At 65.7% G+C, this 15,772-nt stretch carries 11 protein-coding genes and 1 tRNA gene; 2 read left to right on the top strand and 10 right to left on the bottom strand.

Going from position 1 to position 15,772, the window contains the following annotated elements:
• Window positions 1–50: 50 nt before the first annotated feature.
• From NA11_RS38175 to NA11_RS38145, 8 genes are all read right to left on the bottom strand, one after another.
• Window positions 51–716, bottom strand: a complete 666-nt coding sequence (locus tag NA11_RS38175) for a DUF8185 domain-containing protein (RefSeq protein ID WP_069166968.1) — start codon at window positions 714–716, stop codon at window positions 51–53.
• Between the two features lie 43 nt (window positions 717–759).
• Window positions 760–1,224 carry an acyl-CoA thioesterase gene (locus NA11_RS38170; protein WP_069166967.1) on the bottom strand — a complete coding sequence of 155 codons (465 nt, stop codon included), beginning with the start codon at window positions 1,222–1,224 and terminating at the stop codon, window positions 760–762.
• A complete protein-coding gene (locus tag NA11_RS38165; protein ID WP_069166966.1) occupies window positions 1,221–6,170 on the bottom strand; it encodes an NAD-glutamate dehydrogenase in 4,950 nt (1,649 codons plus the stop codon). The genes NA11_RS38170 and NA11_RS38165 overlap by 4 nt, the downstream gene beginning before the upstream one ends.
• Window positions 6,171–6,359: 189 nt before the next feature.
• Window positions 6,360–6,482 carry a hypothetical protein gene (locus NA11_RS47115; RefSeq protein ID WP_281197161.1) on the bottom strand — a complete coding sequence of 41 codons (123 nt, stop codon included), beginning with the start codon at window positions 6,480–6,482 and terminating at the stop codon, window positions 6,360–6,362.
• A 120-nt stretch (window positions 6,483–6,602) separates the two neighbouring features.
• Entirely contained in the window at window positions 6,603–8,279 is a 1,677-nt protein-coding gene (gene ettA / locus NA11_RS38160) for an energy-dependent translational throttle protein EttA (protein ID WP_069166965.1), read from the bottom strand.
• An 89-nt stretch (window positions 8,280–8,368) separates the two neighbouring features.
• The gene (gene ssb, locus NA11_RS38155; RefSeq protein WP_084655435.1) at window positions 8,369–8,923 is read right to left on the bottom strand and encodes a single-stranded DNA-binding protein; all 555 of its coding nucleotides are present in this window, start codon (window positions 8,921–8,923) and stop codon (window positions 8,369–8,371) included.
• A gap of 339 nt (window positions 8,924–9,262) precedes the next feature.
• The gene (locus NA11_RS38150; RefSeq protein ID WP_084655438.1) at window positions 9,263–10,225 is read right to left on the bottom strand and encodes a serine/threonine dehydratase; all 963 of its coding nucleotides are present in this window, start codon (window positions 10,223–10,225) and stop codon (window positions 9,263–9,265) included.
• 198 nt (window positions 10,226–10,423) lie between these two features.
• Window positions 10,424–12,457 (bottom strand): bifunctional copper resistance protein CopD/cytochrome c oxidase assembly protein, encoded by a 2,034-nt coding sequence (locus NA11_RS38145; protein ID WP_069166964.1) that lies wholly within the window; start codon window positions 12,455–12,457, stop codon window positions 10,424–10,426.
• Between the two features lie 82 nt (window positions 12,458–12,539).
• Between NA11_RS38145 and NA11_RS38140 the strand changes: the two genes are divergently transcribed.
• Window positions 12,540–12,926, top strand: a complete 387-nt coding sequence (locus tag NA11_RS38140) for a DUF4345 family protein (protein WP_069166963.1) — start codon at window positions 12,540–12,542, stop codon at window positions 12,924–12,926.
• A gap of 69 nt (window positions 12,927–12,995) precedes the next feature.
• A tRNA-Arg gene (locus NA11_RS38135) sits at window positions 12,996–13,072 on the top strand.
• On the opposite strand, the gene NA11_RS44370 is transcribed toward NA11_RS38135, so the two are convergent.
• Entirely contained in the window at window positions 13,038–14,927 is a 1,890-nt protein-coding gene (locus tag NA11_RS44370; RefSeq protein WP_084655434.1) for a recombinase family protein, read from the bottom strand. The genes NA11_RS38135 and NA11_RS44370 overlap by 35 nt on opposite strands.
• Window positions 14,876–15,088, bottom strand: coding sequence for a hypothetical protein (locus NA11_RS45285; protein ID WP_141718079.1), 213 nt, complete (start codon window positions 15,086–15,088; stop codon window positions 14,876–14,878). Before NA11_RS45285 ends, NA11_RS44370 begins: the two co-directional genes overlap by 52 nt.
• Window positions 15,089–15,772 lie beyond the last annotated feature (684 nt).

Below are 15,772 nucleotides of genomic sequence, written 5' to 3'. Positions count from 1 at the left end.
GAAAGGCATGGAGACTCTGTGAGCACCCCGGCTCCTCGGGGGGCGGCGGATCAGCTCGGGGACAGCGAGATTCCGCCGCCGAGGCGACGGGCGACCGAACCGTAGCGGGCGTCGATGCGCAGCCAAGTCTTGCTGGCGCGGACCCGGACGATCTCGGCGGGCGGGATGCGCCGCGAATCGGCCTTGTCCCCCGAGTGCGGAATGAAATCCATTGCGGTGAGGGCGAAAACAACCCGCATCGGCACCTGCACCTCGACGTCCGCGGCGGAGACGGTCAGCACCGTCTGGTCGAGCAGCGACGCGGGTGGGCCGTGACTGCTGCCGTGTTCCTTCGCCAATTGCGCACCCTGCTCGGCGAGTTCGACCAGGGTGCGGGCAGGCACGTCATCGATGTGCGCGAACCCGTCCGGCGGGGGCAGCGCCCCACGCCAGGCGGAATCCATCGAGTAGCCGAGGTCGATGGGTTGCCCCGATTCGAGACCGGCCAGCACCAGGTCGGCGCCGACGGTCACATCGTCGACGCCGAGATCGGCGACCACGGTGCGCACCGCGAGCGCCTCGAAACCCGTTGCCACCCAGGCCGACACCTGCCGTTCCCCGCGGCGGCGGATACGCACCACCACCGCGGGGTCCAACCGCACCGCCCGAGTCAGGAACGTCGCGAGATTCTCTCGCTCCGCCGGATCGGACAGGTGCAATACGCGTTGCTCCGCCATCACAGCTGCGCTGCCGTTCTCACCCGATAACCACCGTTGCGGATCAGTCGTTCATCCACTCGGCCAGATAGCCGCGCTCGGCATCGCTGAGCCTGCGCAGCCGCTGGGCGTTCATGTCGAACGCGGCGATCTGGGTGGAGGCGAGCACCGCGGGCGCCGAGTCGGGCGCCGCACCGGCGGCGCGCACCTCGTAGCCGATGGTGAAGTCGACCGCCCGCAGCTGCTCGATCCACATGGCGATATCGAGCGGTGTGTCCTCGTGGCGCAGCTGGCCGCGATAACGCACCCGCAGGTCGGCGAGGACGCAGCCCGTCCGCAGTTCCGCGGTCGGACGGTCCTCCTCGAACAGCCACGGGATGCGCGCTTCCTCCAGCAAGGTCACCATGCGGGCGTGGTTGACATGCTGGAAAGCATCCATGTCCGACCACCTGACATCGACCTTGGTGTGAAAACGCTTGGGCAGCACGAGATTGCCGCCCTTCCCATGACCGTTCAACGAGCTCGTCAACGTGGTACCTCCGATTGCGCGCCCACCCCGCTCACCATGCTTCGCACTTGCCGCGCTGCAACCGACAATGTGGCGAGATCGTGGGTTCCGGACTCGAACAACTCCGACAGTGCCGCTCGGGCGCGGCCCAGCCGGGACTGGTTCTTCGACTCCCAGTATGCAATCTTCTCGTCCGCGCTCTCTTCCGGGTCACCGGCGGAGAGCACGTCGAGGGTCAGCGACCGCAGCGACGAGTACATGTCGTCACGCAACGCGAGCCGCGCCAGCGAGTGCCAGCGGTCGCCGCGCTCGAGGTGGCTGACCGCCTGGAGCAGCCAGTCGATCTTGAGGTGCTCGTTCAGCGCGTAGTACAGCGCGCCGACCTCGTCGCCGTCCCGATCGGTGATGTCGGCGATGTCAACGATGTCGAGCAGCGGGAACAGGTTGAGCAGCCCGAACACCTCGGTGGCCAGGTCGGTCGGCGCACCGCGCGCGATGAGCTCGGCCGACTGGTCGGTGAGCGTCGAGACGTGGTGCCCGCGCAGCCAGCCCGGCACCTTCGGCGCCAGTTCCTGCACGTCGCGGCAGTACCGGTTGATCTCGGCGCCGACCGCGATGGGCTGCGGCCGGTTGCTCAGGAACCAGCGCGAGGCCCGGTCCAGTGTCCGCTTGGTTTCCAGCTCCAGCAGGTCACGCACGCCGGTGGTGGCGTCGGCCGCCCGGATCCGCGCCCACATCTCGTGCAGGCCGAAGATCTCGGTCGCCGCGGCGAACGCACGCACCGAGTCGGTGGCCGTCGCGCCGGTCTCCTCGCTCAACCGGTGCGCGTAGGTGATGCCGCCGTAGTCGACCATCTCGTTGACGATCATCGTGGTCAGGATCTCCCTGCGCAGCCGGTGCCGCTTGATCGCCGCACCGAACCGCTCTCGCAACGGAGTCGGGAAATAGTTCGGCAGCCGGGTCACGAAGTACGGGCTGTCCGGCATGTCGGTCTCGAGCAGGTCCGCCTTCAGCGAAAGCTTCACGTGCGCCATCAGATTCGCCAGCTCCGGCGAGGTGAGGCCTGCGCCGTCCTCGAGTAGACGCTTCAGCTCCGGATCCGAGGGCAACGCCTCCAGTTCCCGGTCGAGCCCGCGCCGCTGCTCGAGATCGTCGATGAGCCGCATGTGCACGTTCAGCATCTGCGGTGCGTCGGTGCGCGACATACCCATCAGGAAGTTCTGCGCCACATTGTCTTCCAGCACCATGTACGCGACCTCGTCGGTCATCGAGGCGAGCAGCGGGTTGCGTTCCAGCTCGGGCAGCTGGCCACTGCTCACCACACCGTCGAGCAGCACCTTGATGTTGACCTCGTGGTCGGAGCAGTCGACGCCCGCCGAGTTGTCCAACGCGTCGGTGTTCATCTTGCCGCCGCTGCGGCAGAACTCGATGCGCCCGAGCGCCGTCGCGCCGAGGTTGCCGCCTTCGCCGATCACCTTGGCCCGCACCTGGTTTCCGTTGACCCGGACCGGGTCGTTGGACTTGTCGCCGACGTCGGCGTTGCTCTCGGTGGACGCCTTGATGTAGGTGCCGATACCGCCGTTCCACAGCAGTTCGGCAGGCGCGAGCAGGATCGCGCGGACCAGCTCCGGCGGCGACAGCGACTCGACATTGTCGGCCAGCCCCAACGCCTTTCGGGCCTGCGGGCTGATCGGCACGGACTTCACCGTGCGATCCCAGACGCCACCACCCGCGCTGATCAGCGCGGGATCGTAGTCGGCCCACGACGAACGCGGCAGCTCGAACATCCGCTGGCGCTCGGCGTACGAGACCGCGGTGTCCGGGTTCGGGTCCAAGAAGATGTGCCGGTGATCGAACGCCGCGAGCAGGCGGATGTGCTCGGACAGCAGCATGCCGTTGCCGAACACGTCGCCGCTCATGTCACCGATGCCGACGACGGTGAAGTCCTCGGTCTGGGTATCGATGTCCATTTCCCGGAAGTGGCGTTTGACGCTCTCCCACGCACCCTTGGCGGTGATGCCCATGGCCTTGTGGTCGTAGCCCGCCGAACCGCCGGAGGCGAAGGCGTCGCCGAGCCAGAAGCCGTAGCGCTGCGCCACATCGTTGGCGATGTCGGAGAACGTCGCGGTGCCCTTGTCCGCAGCAACCACCAGATAGGTGTCGTCGCCGTCGCGGCGCACCACCCTGGCGGGCGGCAGCACCTTGCCGGTCGCGCGATCCACGTTGTCGGTGATATCGAGCAGGCCGGAGATGAAGGTCCGGTAGCACGAAACACCTTCGGAGCCGAGCGCTTGCCGGTCTGCTACGGGATCACCGGTCGCGGCGGGCGGCTGCTTCACAACGAAACCACCCTTGGCACCGACCGGCACGATCACCGCGTTCTTCACCGCCTGCGCCTTCACCAGGCCGAGCACCTCGGTGCGGAAATCCTCCAGCCGGTCCGACCAGCGCAACCCGCCACGGGCCACCGGACCGAACCGCAGATGCACGCCCTCGACTCGCGGCGAGTACACGAAGATCTCGAACTGCGGACGCGGCTTGGGCAATTCGCTGATCTCGCGCGGCTCCACCTTGATCGACACGTAGTCGCGGGACATGCCCTCGACATCGGTGATGTAGTAGTTGGTGCGCAGCGTCGCCCGGATCAGGGTGAGGATGGCGCGCAGGATGCGGTCCGCATCCAGGCTGACCACCTCGTCGATCCTGGTCCGCACCTGGTTTTCCAGCTCGGCGGCGTGCTCGGCCGAGACGGTGTCCGGGTCGAAGCGGGCCGCGAACAGGTCGACGAACAGCCGTGCCACATCCGGATAGGTGAGCAGCACCCGGGAGATGTTGGCCTGGCTGTACGGAAAACGCGCCTGCTGCAGGTATTTCGCGTAGGTGCGCAGGATCGACACCGCACGCCACGGCAGCCGGGCACGCAACACCAGTTCGTTGAGCTGGTCCGCTTCGGCGCGGCCGTACCAGGCCGCCTCGAACGCCTCGGTGAACCGTTCGCGCAGGCCGCGCACCTCCGCCTCCAATACGGCGGCACGCTTCGATGATTCGAGCAGCTCCGCGTCCAGGTCCCGGTCGAGCGCGCTGCGCAGCAACTCGGGCCTGGCCAGCAGGCCGAAATCGTAGATCCACCGTTCCCTGCTGATACTCGAGTCGGCACCCGGCAGCGGGTCGAGCTCGAGCTGGTAGGGCCGCTCGTCGACCACCTCGACGCCGAGGCTCTGCAGCACGGGAAGCACCTGGCTCAGCGAGATGCCGGTGCCGCCGACGTAGAGCGAGAACCGCCACGAGCCGGGATCGGAATCGGCGTTGCGGTACAGATATTGGTCGATGCCACCATCGCTCAGGTTTTCCAGGCGGACGATGTCGGCGAGCGCGCGACCTGCCTCGAAGTCCTCCTTGTAGGCGTCGGGGAACGCCTGGGCGTACCGCTCCACCACGGCGGGGTCGAGCATCGTCGAGGTGCTCACCTCGTCGTTGAGCCGGTCTTCCCAAGTCCGGCTCGCCTCGGCGAGCAGGGCCTGGATGCGCAGCCGGTTGGCCTCGGAGGTGTTCGCGGTGGTCGACGCCGCATAGCGCGGCACGCCGAACTCGGCCTCCGGCATCCGCACCGTGAAATACACACTGGCCAGGTCGCTTTCGCTGACCCGCGCGGAGTAGTCGATGTCGACGCCGCCGAGCTCACGGACCAGGATGTCCTGCATCTCCAGTCGCACCCGCGTGGTGTAGCGGTCGCGGGGCAGGTAGACAAGGCAGGCGACGAATCGGCCGTACCCGTCGGCACGAAGGAACAGCCGCACCTGACGACGCAGTCCGACGTTGAGCACCGCGACGGCGGTCCGGCGCATGGTCTCGGCGTCGGAGGAGAACAGCTCGGTGCGCGGGAAGGACTGGATGACCTCGAGCATCGCCTGCCCGGAGAACGACTCCAGGTCGAAGCCGCTCTCCTCGATCACCGAGCGCACCCTGCGCTCGATCACCGGGATGTCCAGCACGTTCTCGTGTACGGCGGTGACCGTGAAGACGCCGATGAACAGGTGCTCGCCGACGATGGTGCCCGCCTCGTCGAAATCGGCGACACCGATGAAGTACGGGTACACCGCGCGGTGCACGGTGGCGGGCACCAGGCCCTGGGTGAGCATCAGCAGCGGCCGGTCGGCGGCGTTGATCGGCACCCGGAAATCGGTGCCGACGTCCGGGCGCAGCACGCCGAGGCAGGTGCCCGGCAGCGGGTTGGAGCTCTGCTGACCCTGATCGGTACTCAACCGGTAGCGGGCATATCCGAGCACGGTGAAGTTGCCGCCGGCCAGCCAGCGCAGCAGGTTCGCGGTGTCGACCAGGTCGGTCTCCGAGAACGGCGCCTTGCCCGACTTCGCGGCCAGCTCCAGGTCGTCGGCCAGCCTGCTCTGCACATCTTTGATGGCCTCGGTGTCGCCGATGACCTGGCGGACGTCGGCGACCACATTCGGCATGCCCGATTCGATGCGGCTCAGCACCGCGGGGCTCGTGGCCGGGTGCAGCTGCAGGTGCATCCACGATTCGCGGATGCCGCCCGCACCGTTGCCGTCGACCTCGTGCGGGGCGGCGTGCTGCAGCCCGCCTTCCTCGTCCCGCTCGACCTCGAAGATCGGGTGAATGACCTCGCTGACGCTCACGCCGAGCTTGTTCAGCGACGAAGTAATTGATTCGACAAGTAGCGGCATATCGTCGGTTACCAGCTGCACCGCCGCGCCGAGGCCGGAGCCGTCGTCCGGGTGGTACACCCGGACCAGCGCCCGACCCGCGGGCCGGTGCATGGCCAACTCCATGTGCCGCCGGAAGATCTGAGTGATACCGGTGATCGCGCAGTCCACATCGCCCGCGTCGACGTGGCGGAAATACGCTTCCTCGAGCGTCGCGAGTTCGCCGCGCAGTGCCTGCGGCAAACTCGCGGCCCACGCCGCACTGGACAATTCGGACGAGACCGTCATTTTTCGCCTACTCCCTCGGATTCGGTTCCGTAACAAAGCGACGCCGGTCCGAGAGTAGCTGTGCGTCGAAGACGCGGGGGTGAAATCCCTTCCAATCCTGGGTTGTTCACCGCAACCGCCGCGTTCGCCACGCGATTGCCGACCTCGGTGGAATGAGCTCGGCATAGCCATCGTTCGGACTCACGAACGTCAGGTGAGTGCGACAGGGACTTTCCGCGGCGGCAGCGGCACCCGAGCGGAACCTCGGATCAGCTCGGCCACCAGGTCGGCGGTAGGGACCACCGATTGATCGAACTGCGCCTTCGCATTCACGGGTTCCACCCTAGCGAGCTTCGCGCGGGCCGTGGGCACGGGCCGGTCGTGGTTGTGCCGGATACGAGACAAAAAGGACGGGGCAGGTGGTTTAACCACCTGCCCCGTTGGCAACCCCAATCAGTCGCGCGTCAACTTACGGTGGGTAACCCGGTGCGGGCGGGCCGCTTCCAGGCCGAGCCGCTCGATCTTGTTGGCCTCGTACGCCTCGAAGTTGCCTTCGAACCAGAACCATTTGGCGTCGTTGTCGTCGTCGCCTTCCCACGCGAGGATGTGGGTGCAGGTGCGGTCGAGGAACCAGCGGTCGTGCGAGATGACCACGGCACAACCGGGGAACTGCTCCAGCGCGTTCTCCAGCGAGCCGAGGGTTTCCACGTCGAGGTCGTTGGTCGGCTCGTCGAGCAGGATCAGGTTGCCACCCTGCTTGAGCGTCAACGCCAGGTTCAACCGGTTGCGCTCTCCACCGGAGAGCACGCCGGCAGGCTTCTGCTGGTCCGGGCCCTTGAAGCCGAACGCACTCACGTACGCACGCGACGGCATTTCCTGATTGCCGACCTGGATGAAGTCCAGGCCTTCGGACACCACCTGCCAGACGTTCTTCTTCGGGTCGATGCCTGCGCGGTTCTGGTCGACATAGCTCAGCTTGACCGTCTCGCCGACCTTCACCGTGCCGCTGTCCGGCGACTCCAGCCCGACGATCGTCTTGAACAGCGTCGTCTTACCGACACCGTTCGGACCGATCACGCCGACAATGCCGTTGCGCGGCAACGTGAACGACAGATCCTTGATCAGCTGGCGATCGCCGAAACCCTTGTCCAGGTGCTCGACCTCGACCACCACGCTGCCCAGGCGCGGGCCCGCCGGAATCTGGATCTCCTCGAAATCCAACTTCCTGTGCTTGTCGGCCTCGGCGGCCATCTCCTCGTACCGGTCGAGGCGGGCCTTGTTCTTGGCCTGGCGCGCCTTCGCACCCGAGCGCACCCAGGCCAGTTCGTCCTTGAGCCGCTTCTGCAGCTTCTGATCCTTCTTGCCCTGGACCTCGAGCCGCTGGGCCTTCTTCTCCAGATAGGTGGAGTAGTTGCCCTCATACGGGTAGGCGCGGCCGCGGTCGAGTTCGAGGATCCACTCGGCGACGTTGTCCAGGAAGTACCGGTCGTGGGTGACGGCGAGGACAGCGCCCGCGTACGCGGCGAGATGCTGTTCGAGCCAGAGCACGCTCTCGGCGTCGAGGTGGTTGGTCGGCTCGTCGAGCAGCAGCAGGTCGGGCTTGCTCAGCAGCAGCTTGCACAGCGCGACGCGGCGGCGCTCACCACCGGAGAGGTTGGTGACCGGCTCGTCCGGCGGCGGGCAGCGCAGCGCGTCCATCGCCTGCTCCAACTGGGAGTCGACGTCCCACGCGTCCGCGTGATCCAGGTACTCCTGCAGCTTGCCCATCTCGTCCATGAGCTCGTCGGAGTAGTCGGTGGCCATCAGCTCGGCGATCTCGTTGAAGCGATCCAGCTTCACCTTCACCTCGCCGAGGCCCTCCTCGACATTGCCGCGAACGGTCTTCTCCTCGTTCAGCGCCGGCTCCTGCATCAGGATGCCCACTGTCGCGCCGGTCCCGAGGAACGCGTCGCCGTTGTTCGGCTGGTCCAGTCCGGCCATGATCTTGAGCACGCTGGATTTACCCGCGCCGTTCGGGCCGACGACACCGATCTTGGCGCCGGGAAGGAAGTTCAAGGTGACATCGTCGAGCACGACTTTGTCGCCATGCGCCTTGCGAACCTTCTTCATTGTGTAAATGAACTCAGCCATAAGGAGGAAGCCTATCGGTGTCGGAAACGGTGAGTTGAACCGGCGGATACCCCTCGCGACGCTCAGCCAAAAGTCCGCGGCGCCGGTGGTCAGGCGTCAGCGTGCTCGGGGTGGATGCTTCGGGGTGGTGCCGCAGGAGGGGCTGCGACATTCTCCCCCAGCCCATCGCCATTCGGCATCTGGACCGCAGCCCCGAGTGTCGGAGCCTGGCCGCCGGATGTCAGGGGTTCGCCCCCTGGCCCCAGAGGTTCAGCACTGAATCGGTCCTGAGTATTCCGCACCTCCGACCATCGGGTCACCTGAGCGGTGCATCGGCCCAGATCAGGGCCGACCGCACTGGCCCGCATCTCCAGATCCCGCCGGTCCACGCCGTCTTTGGTCCGATACTCGACCGAGCGCAGCTGGCCGTACACGATGACCGGGTCGCCGCGCCGCAACGACGCTTCCACGCCTGCGGCCAACCTCCGCCAGCAGCTCACCGTCAGAAACAACGTCCCGTTGTCGACCCATTCCCCGCTCGCCTGATCCAACCTCCGCGAGTTGCTGGCCATCCGAAAGGTCAGTACCTGATCGCCATTCGGCAGCTCTCGCTTCGCCGGATGGTTCACCACCGTCCCCACCACAGCCGCGTTGGCCTCGTACATCGCTGCGCCCCTTCACCTTTCACCCCGAGGCCGGTCCCCGAGAATCTCCCGAAGGAGACTCCTCCACCCTCATCGATCTCCGCGCCGTCCGGGACCCCACATCGCAGAATGTGCACAACTTTCTCAATTGTGGACATCTCTCGCTTCGCACTGATCGAACGGCGATGCCGCACAAACCGCGGTGTGAACGAGCGAGTGTGCTGCCGAAGCACCGCATTCACGCACCCGCAGCGGAGCAGCTTGCCGCCGGGCGACCGCACAGCAGGTAGTGGTCTCCACGATCTCGTCGAAGCACCAGCGCAGTTCCGACTGCCCGGCGTGACTGTCGCAGCGGTGGCCCTACAGGACAGCGAGATCGGTGTTGGCTCCGCAGAGGATGATTACCGGACGCTCGTCGGGAGCAGGAAGGTAGACCCCGCTTTGGATAGCGGCAAGAGCCACAGCGCCTGCCAGTTCGACGACGATCCGGAATTCCCGCCAGAGGTAATCGCGCGCAGTGGCAATGGCGTCGTCGGTGACCAGGAGGGAGCGAAGTTCGTAGCGGCGCGCGATGTCCATCGCGATATCGCCGATTCTGGTGGCGCCCAACGATTCCGCAGCGATGCTGGAGACGTCGACCTCGACCGGTCGGTTCGCGTTGAGTGCCGCGTGCAGGGTGGGGATACCTTCGGGTTCGATGCCGATCACCTGCTGGCGCCTGCCGATCGCGGCGGCAATGCCCGCAACCAGCCCTCCCCCGCCGACGGCGGCGAGCACCGGCGGACGACCGCGCACCTGCTCCTCGATTTCCAGGCCGACGACGCCCGCGCCCGCAACGATGGCGGGCAAATCGTAGGCGTGTAGTCGAAGAGCCTTGCGTTCCTTGGCCAATTCGATCGCATGATCGAGCGCTTCGGCGTAAGTCGTTCCGTGCCAGAGCACTTCAGCGCCGTGCGACCACATCGCGGCGACCTTGGTGTGCGGCGCTGACTCCGGAACCACTACGGTGCAAGACTTTCCGAGCTGCGCGGCAGCCAAGGCGGCGGCGATGCCCGCGTTGCCGCCGGAGGCGATGACCACCTGATCGGTGCAGTCGGCGGATTCCAGCAGCGCGTTGAGACTGCCGCGAACCTTGAAAGTGCCGCCGTACTGAAGGTATTCGAGTTTCATCGTGACCGGAACCGGCCCGTTCGGCCCGGCGACGGAGGTGTGGAAGACCGGCGTCTTGCGGATCCGCCCGGCCAGCCTGCGCCGCGCCGCCCGCACATCGGATCGGTAGACGCGCTCGATCTGTTCAGAGCACAGGATGGATCGCTCGGTCACCACGGCGCCTCGCTCGCGCCCGGTTCCGCCGTACGCGAATGCGCGCTGTCAGCTAGCACAACAACACCTCGACCACACTCGACTCCACCATCCGCACCGATGTTGCGCCCGAGGGCGCCATGCCCTTCATACCTGAAGAACGGCCTGCATGTGCGGCGGCTTTCGCCTGCGGCGACGATGCGCCAGCGGACCGATCACTCACTTACGTACCTCACGGTCTCGTTTGGCCAGCTCGGCGAACATCGCGTTGTGCGCGGCGAGGGCCGCGTCATGGTCACGGTCGGCGGCCCGATCGGTGCGCTGCGCCAACCGCCGATCGCTGCGCGACCATTGGATGAGCAACGCCAGCATCACCACGACCAACGGCACCTCACCGCTCGCCCAGGCCAGGCTGCCGCCGGTGCGTTGATCGCCGAGCAGGTCCCCGTTCCAGCCGAGACCGAGTCCGCGATAGAACCAGCCGCCGAGCACCGTGGTCATGCTCATCAACGCGATGCCGAAGAAGGCGTGGAACGGCAGCGAACCGAACACCATGGCGAGCCTGGTCAACGGTTCCACTTGGCGCGGTTTGGGATCGATGCCGATGACCACCCAGTAGAACAGGTAGCCGCTCAGCAGGAAGTGCAGGTTCATCATCAGGTGTGCCGCATGGGAATCCGCGTACGCGTCGAAGATTCCGCCGAGGTACAGCGCGTAGAACCCGCCGACGAAGATGGCCGACGCCACAATCGGATGCGTCAGGAATCGCGAGACCGGATTGTGCACTGCCGCAAGCAGCCACTCGCGCGGCCCCGGCGCACCGGTCCGGCCTGCGGGCGGCAGGGCTCGCAACGCCAGCGTCACCGCACCGCCGAGCGCGAACAGGATCGGCGCGAGCATGGACAACGCCATATGGGCGCCCATGTGCACGCTGAACATCGCGGGCGAATACCGGCCGACACCGGACGAGGTCGCGATCAGCAGCACCACACAGCCGGACAGCCAGGCGAAGGTCCGGCCGATCGGCCATTCGTCACCTCGGGCCCGAAGTCGGCGCACACCAAACAGATACAGCACCGCGAGGACGATGGCGAGGGTGCCGAAGATCAGATCGAAGCGCCAGTCGAACAGCAGCCGCGCGACCGTCGGCGGTCCGGCGAGGTTGTAGCCGAGTTCGACCTCGGCCAGTGTCGGCTCCGAGCCAGGCGGCGGGGGCGGTGTCCGGCCGAGGCCGACCGCAAGACCCATGGTCGCCGCGAACACCAGCACCTCGACACCGGCGAACCGGATCAGCGCGGCACGGTCCTTCGGATCCGCGACGAGCGCGGGCAACGCCGCACGCCGTTGCACGAAACCGATCAGGCCGAGGACGACCAGGGCGCCCGCCTTCGCCAGCACCAGCCTGCCGTAGGTGGTGGTGAACAGTTCGTCCCATGGCACCCGAACCCACGAGTTGATCACCCCGCTGGCGCCGATGGTGATGTACGCGACAGTGGCCGTCAGCGAGAATCGCCGAGCCGCGAGATCGGTATGCGCGCCGCCGCGACGCGCGTGCGCCAGCAGCGCGAACAGACCGCCCACCCACACAGCGGCCGAAACCAGGTGCAGGATCAGGCTGTTCGTGGCGACATCGTGCGCACCACCGGAGGACGAATGCCCGGTCAACGCGAGCGGCATCATCGTCACGATGGACGCACCGAACAGCACCGGCGTCCATCCCCAGCGCAGCGCGAGCCGAGCACCGATCGCGACGATCAGCGCGAACAACACCGTGGTGCGCCAGGCGCCTGCCAGTTCGATCTGATCGATCGCGCGCCACAACGCCTCGGGCCGCAAGGTGGCGCTGACCGGCTGGCCTGTGGTGTCGGACACGGTCAACGGGATAAGCAACGCCGCGCAGGCCGCCCAGATGAGCGCGAAATTCGAAGCCCTTCGCACCGCGCGATAGCCGCCGACATCCAGCAGTCCGTTCGCCTGCGGCGGCACCAGAAACGCCGCGAACAGGAGCGAACCGACCGTCAACGCCGCCGACAGATCGGCGAGCGCACGCACCGCGGGCAGGCCGTAGGTGGTCAGCGCACCAGGGTCGGGGATGCCGAGCAGGCTCAGCGCCTGCGCCGCAGACAGACCGACAACCGGCGCCGCGACCACCGCAGCGATCGCGCAGGCCAGCGCCACCAACACCGCGTATGTCGCCGCCGTCCGAGTGACCTCGAGATCAGGTGAAGCGGACGGATCCTGCGCTGACGACATACGACTGAGGGTAGTTCGATTGTTAACGCATGGCCGCGTCGGGTTTGGGCCGATATTGTGGGCGGCGAATCACGGAGGTGCAATGTCGATCGTCTCGATCGTGTTGATTGCCATGGTGGCGTTGTTCTTTGCCGCCATGGGAGTTTTCGGGCTCTTGCGGCCCAGCCAACTCGTCGACTCGCTCGGGGTGCTCGCCGACAGACCCGACTCGCGCGCCGAGGTGCGGGCCGTCTACGGCGGCTTCGGGATCGCTATCGCGGTGGTGCTGGTTTTGGCCGCCGTCGATGTCGGTGACCTGCGATTCGGCGTCTGCGTTGCGGTCGCTGCCGCCCTCGGCGGGATGGCGGTCGGGCGCGTCTGGTCGGCCTGCATAGAAGAACCTTCCGCCTTCTATCCAGTCTGGTTCTTCCTGGTGCTCGAAGTGATCATGGCCGCAATGCTCGTGTTGGCCGTCGTGCTTGACCCGTAGCCATCTGGTCGGTCGCTATAATTGGCGCGCTGGACAGCACGACCAATGTCGGCCATGGTGGAACCCACTGCCTCCGTAGCTCAGTTGGATAGAGCAAGGGCCTTCTAATCCCTAGGTCGCAGGTTCGATTCCTGCCGGGGGCGCCACACAGATGGTGCCAACCATCGCGCCGTCACTCCTGCCGGGAGTGGCGGCGTCTTCATTGGTAGCTGCGATCAGCGCCTCCTGCGCCACCCGATGAACGAGGGCCAAGGTGCCGACTACCAGAGTGATCCGGTAGCTGAGCCGGTTGTGGGTCTTGTTGTAGCGAACCTCCAGCCGTAGGGCATCGAACAGCTGCCGCGCCAACCCGTGCGGCAACTCCTCCACGCGCAAGTACCCAATCGGCAGAGAATTAATCAACCCAGGACTCGACACGCGCAACACCTCGGCTTCGATCTCGGCGAGCCGAGCCTGCAACTGGGTCTGCTGCGTGCGGAGCTCGGCACGGCGGTCGTTGATGTCGCGGACAAGCTCGCGGTCGGGATCGTCGACCAGTTCCAGGCTGCGGACCAAACGCTTCATCTTGGTCTCAGCCTCCGCGATGCCCTGACGTAGGGTGACCGACTGCTTTTCGCGCTCGCTCGCGGCCTTCGCATCAACGTCGCTGTCCTCCAGCAGTGTTCGCCGGTACTCACCGAAGACGTGGCGGTTGAGGAATGTGTTGAGATGCTCGATCAGGTCTTGTTCCCGGACGAAGAACTGCCCGGCTGTGGGATGCCCTTCGGGAATGTACCCCTTCTTTGGGGCGCACACGTAGTAGGCGGACACCTTGCGGGTTTTGCCGAACATCCGGCGGTTGCAGTGGTCACACGCCAAGCGAGAGCGGAACAGATAGGAGCGTTTCGTATCTGGATGCGAGTTGGGGCCTGCGGCGGCACGGGAGCGTTCGCGCTCACTGGACACCTCCTGAGCGAGGAGGAACTCTTCCATGCTGACCAGTGGTTCATGGACCGGCGCTTCCGACCAGACCCACTCTGCTACCGGGTTGATCCTGTTCTTGTTGGACTTTCGGCCACGCCGGTTCCACACCATGTGGCCAGTGTGTTTGGGGTTGGTCACGACATCTCGCACGTTGGAGTGCGTCCAATGCCCGGTGGCGGTCTCCGGATCAACTGGAATCGGGGCCGGGTTGGTCGTCAGATCCTCGTTGAGCCGATCCGCGATCTGCTGATATGTGAGGCGCTCGCTGCCTCGCCACCGAAACATTTTCTTCACTACGGGGCCGTGGACAGGATGCGGCTCGAGTCGAGTTTTCTTCTGGCCCTTGGCCCGCTTTGCAGGAACGGGATGCTGGACCAACAGCGCCTGGTAGCCGTAGCACGGTTTGCCGACGTTGTATCCGGCCTCGGTGTGAACGGCAAACCCGTCCCAGGACTTCTCCAGCATCTCCAGCACGTAGAACTCGGCGACGCCTTGTTTGACTCGCCGCGTCAGCACTTGAGTCGCGACCTTCTCCTTGCGATGGTGACTAGTGCGCGTGAGTTTGAACGGCTCGTCGGCGGCGAGGAGACGTACTCCAGCCTCTTCGAGGCGATGCTCGATGCTGGTGCCGGAGTAGGTGCGGCGCGAGATACGTTCGATCGATTCGCAGATGGCGTAGTCGAAGCGGCGATCAGGAGTCTCAGCTTCGGCAAGCAAGTCCTGGATGCCCCCGTCACGAGGAACCGGTATATCGAACTGATCATGTGCCGCACTGCGACCGCGAGCCGCGAGTTCCTTCCGGCCGGACTCGATGTCGTAGAAGTACGCGACGATGGTCGCGCTATCAGGCAGCGCGAACTCGCAGGCGGAGTGCTGCCGCGGAATAGACAGCGTGGGGTCCTGCAGGTCAGCGGTGGAGGTGCGACCGACGAACGCAACGCGGAAACCTGTACTCGCACGGTCAGTGTGCGAGCCGCGGTCGACACCTATCCGGCTCGTCGTCGACCATCTTCTGAGTTGTTCTGGGCTAGCTGCCATCTGGTCACCTCCCACAACGCCTTGGCTTGCAGTTCAGCAAGCACCTCACCATCGGATCCCTCAGCGATCCGGATCTCGATCTCCGCTTCGGGAATCTCGGCTTCGGCGAACGTCCGTAATCGCGGCGTTTCGGCACCACCGCCCTCGGGCCTGTGACTCATCGACCGACCTCTGCCGATGCGGGCGATTGGTAACGGAACGCGGTTCCATGAACGCTCACTACACATCGAGTCGTCAAGCCGCGCATGGGCATACGATCTTCAGCTTGGCCCCTGCCGCCCGGCAGCCACCCATCCAAGGTGATGGCATGGCCACCAATGAAAAATGCCCGAACGTGGCGATACGCATAGCGAAAACCGCCACCAACGCCACGCATCCTGCGATAGGACCGATCGTCTGGACTAGCGACCGACGCGTCAGCGCCGGACGAACAGCGCAAACCAGCCATAGAGCAACTCCTTCACCACCTGCGGTATCGACGGACTCCTACCGTCTAACACCGGCTGAGGTGCCGAATTTCGACAGACCGTCGGACTACACCTGGCTACGAATGTGTCAGTTCGTGCCCCCAGCGCGGCTCGTACAGCATCTACACCGCATTCTCGCCGCCATGAACTGCTGATTTCTGCCGATACCGAGCTAATCGCCCGACGCCACCGACGTCGTGGTGGTGGTGGTGACAGCACGCAATGAAAACAAACAGTCGCAGAGTTACACATCGGGGCGATGCCCAAGGGCGGGCTCCAGCCGGAACCACATCGTCCATGACATCCCGGCACCCAGCCGACCCTCGTTCTCAAGATGCGCGTGGTGCTACCGACACCGCGAACACGACGCTCCAGACA

The organism is Nocardia altamirensis NBRC 108246 (assembly GCF_001612685.1).
GTDB lineage: Bacteria > Actinomycetota > Actinomycetes > Mycobacteriales > Mycobacteriaceae > Nocardia > Nocardia altamirensis.
Note: the sequence above shows the minus strand (reverse complement) of the source record. Positions and strands in the feature narration are given on the sequence as shown.

Coding starts and splice junctions, on each gene's coding strand:
- NA11_RS38175 (WP_069166968.1), bottom strand. CDS start 716: ATGGCGGAGCAACGCGTATTGCACCTGTCCGATCCGGCGGAGCGAGAG.
- NA11_RS38165 (WP_069166966.1), bottom strand. CDS start 6,170: ATGACGGTCTCGTCCGAATTGTCCAGTGCGGCGTGGGCCGCGAGTTTG.
- ettA (WP_069166965.1), bottom strand. CDS start 8,279: ATGGCTGAGTTCATTTACACAATGAAGAAGGTTCGCAAGGCGCATGGC.
- ssb (WP_084655435.1), bottom strand. CDS start 8,923: ATGTACGAGGCCAACGCGGCTGTGGTGGGGACGGTGGTGAACCATCCG.
- NA11_RS38145 (WP_069166964.1), bottom strand. CDS start 12,457: ATGTCGTCAGCGCAGGATCCGTCCGCTTCACCTGATCTCGAGGTCACT.
- NA11_RS38140 (WP_069166963.1), top strand. CDS start 12,540: ATGTCGATCGTCTCGATCGTGTTGATTGCCATGGTGGCGTTGTTCTTT.
- NA11_RS44370 (WP_084655434.1), bottom strand. CDS start 14,927: ATGGCAGCTAGCCCAGAACAACTCAGAAGATGGTCGACGACGAGCCGG.
- NA11_RS45285 (WP_141718079.1), bottom strand. CDS start 15,088: ATGAGTCACAGGCCCGAGGGCGGTGGTGCCGAAACGCCGCGATTACGG.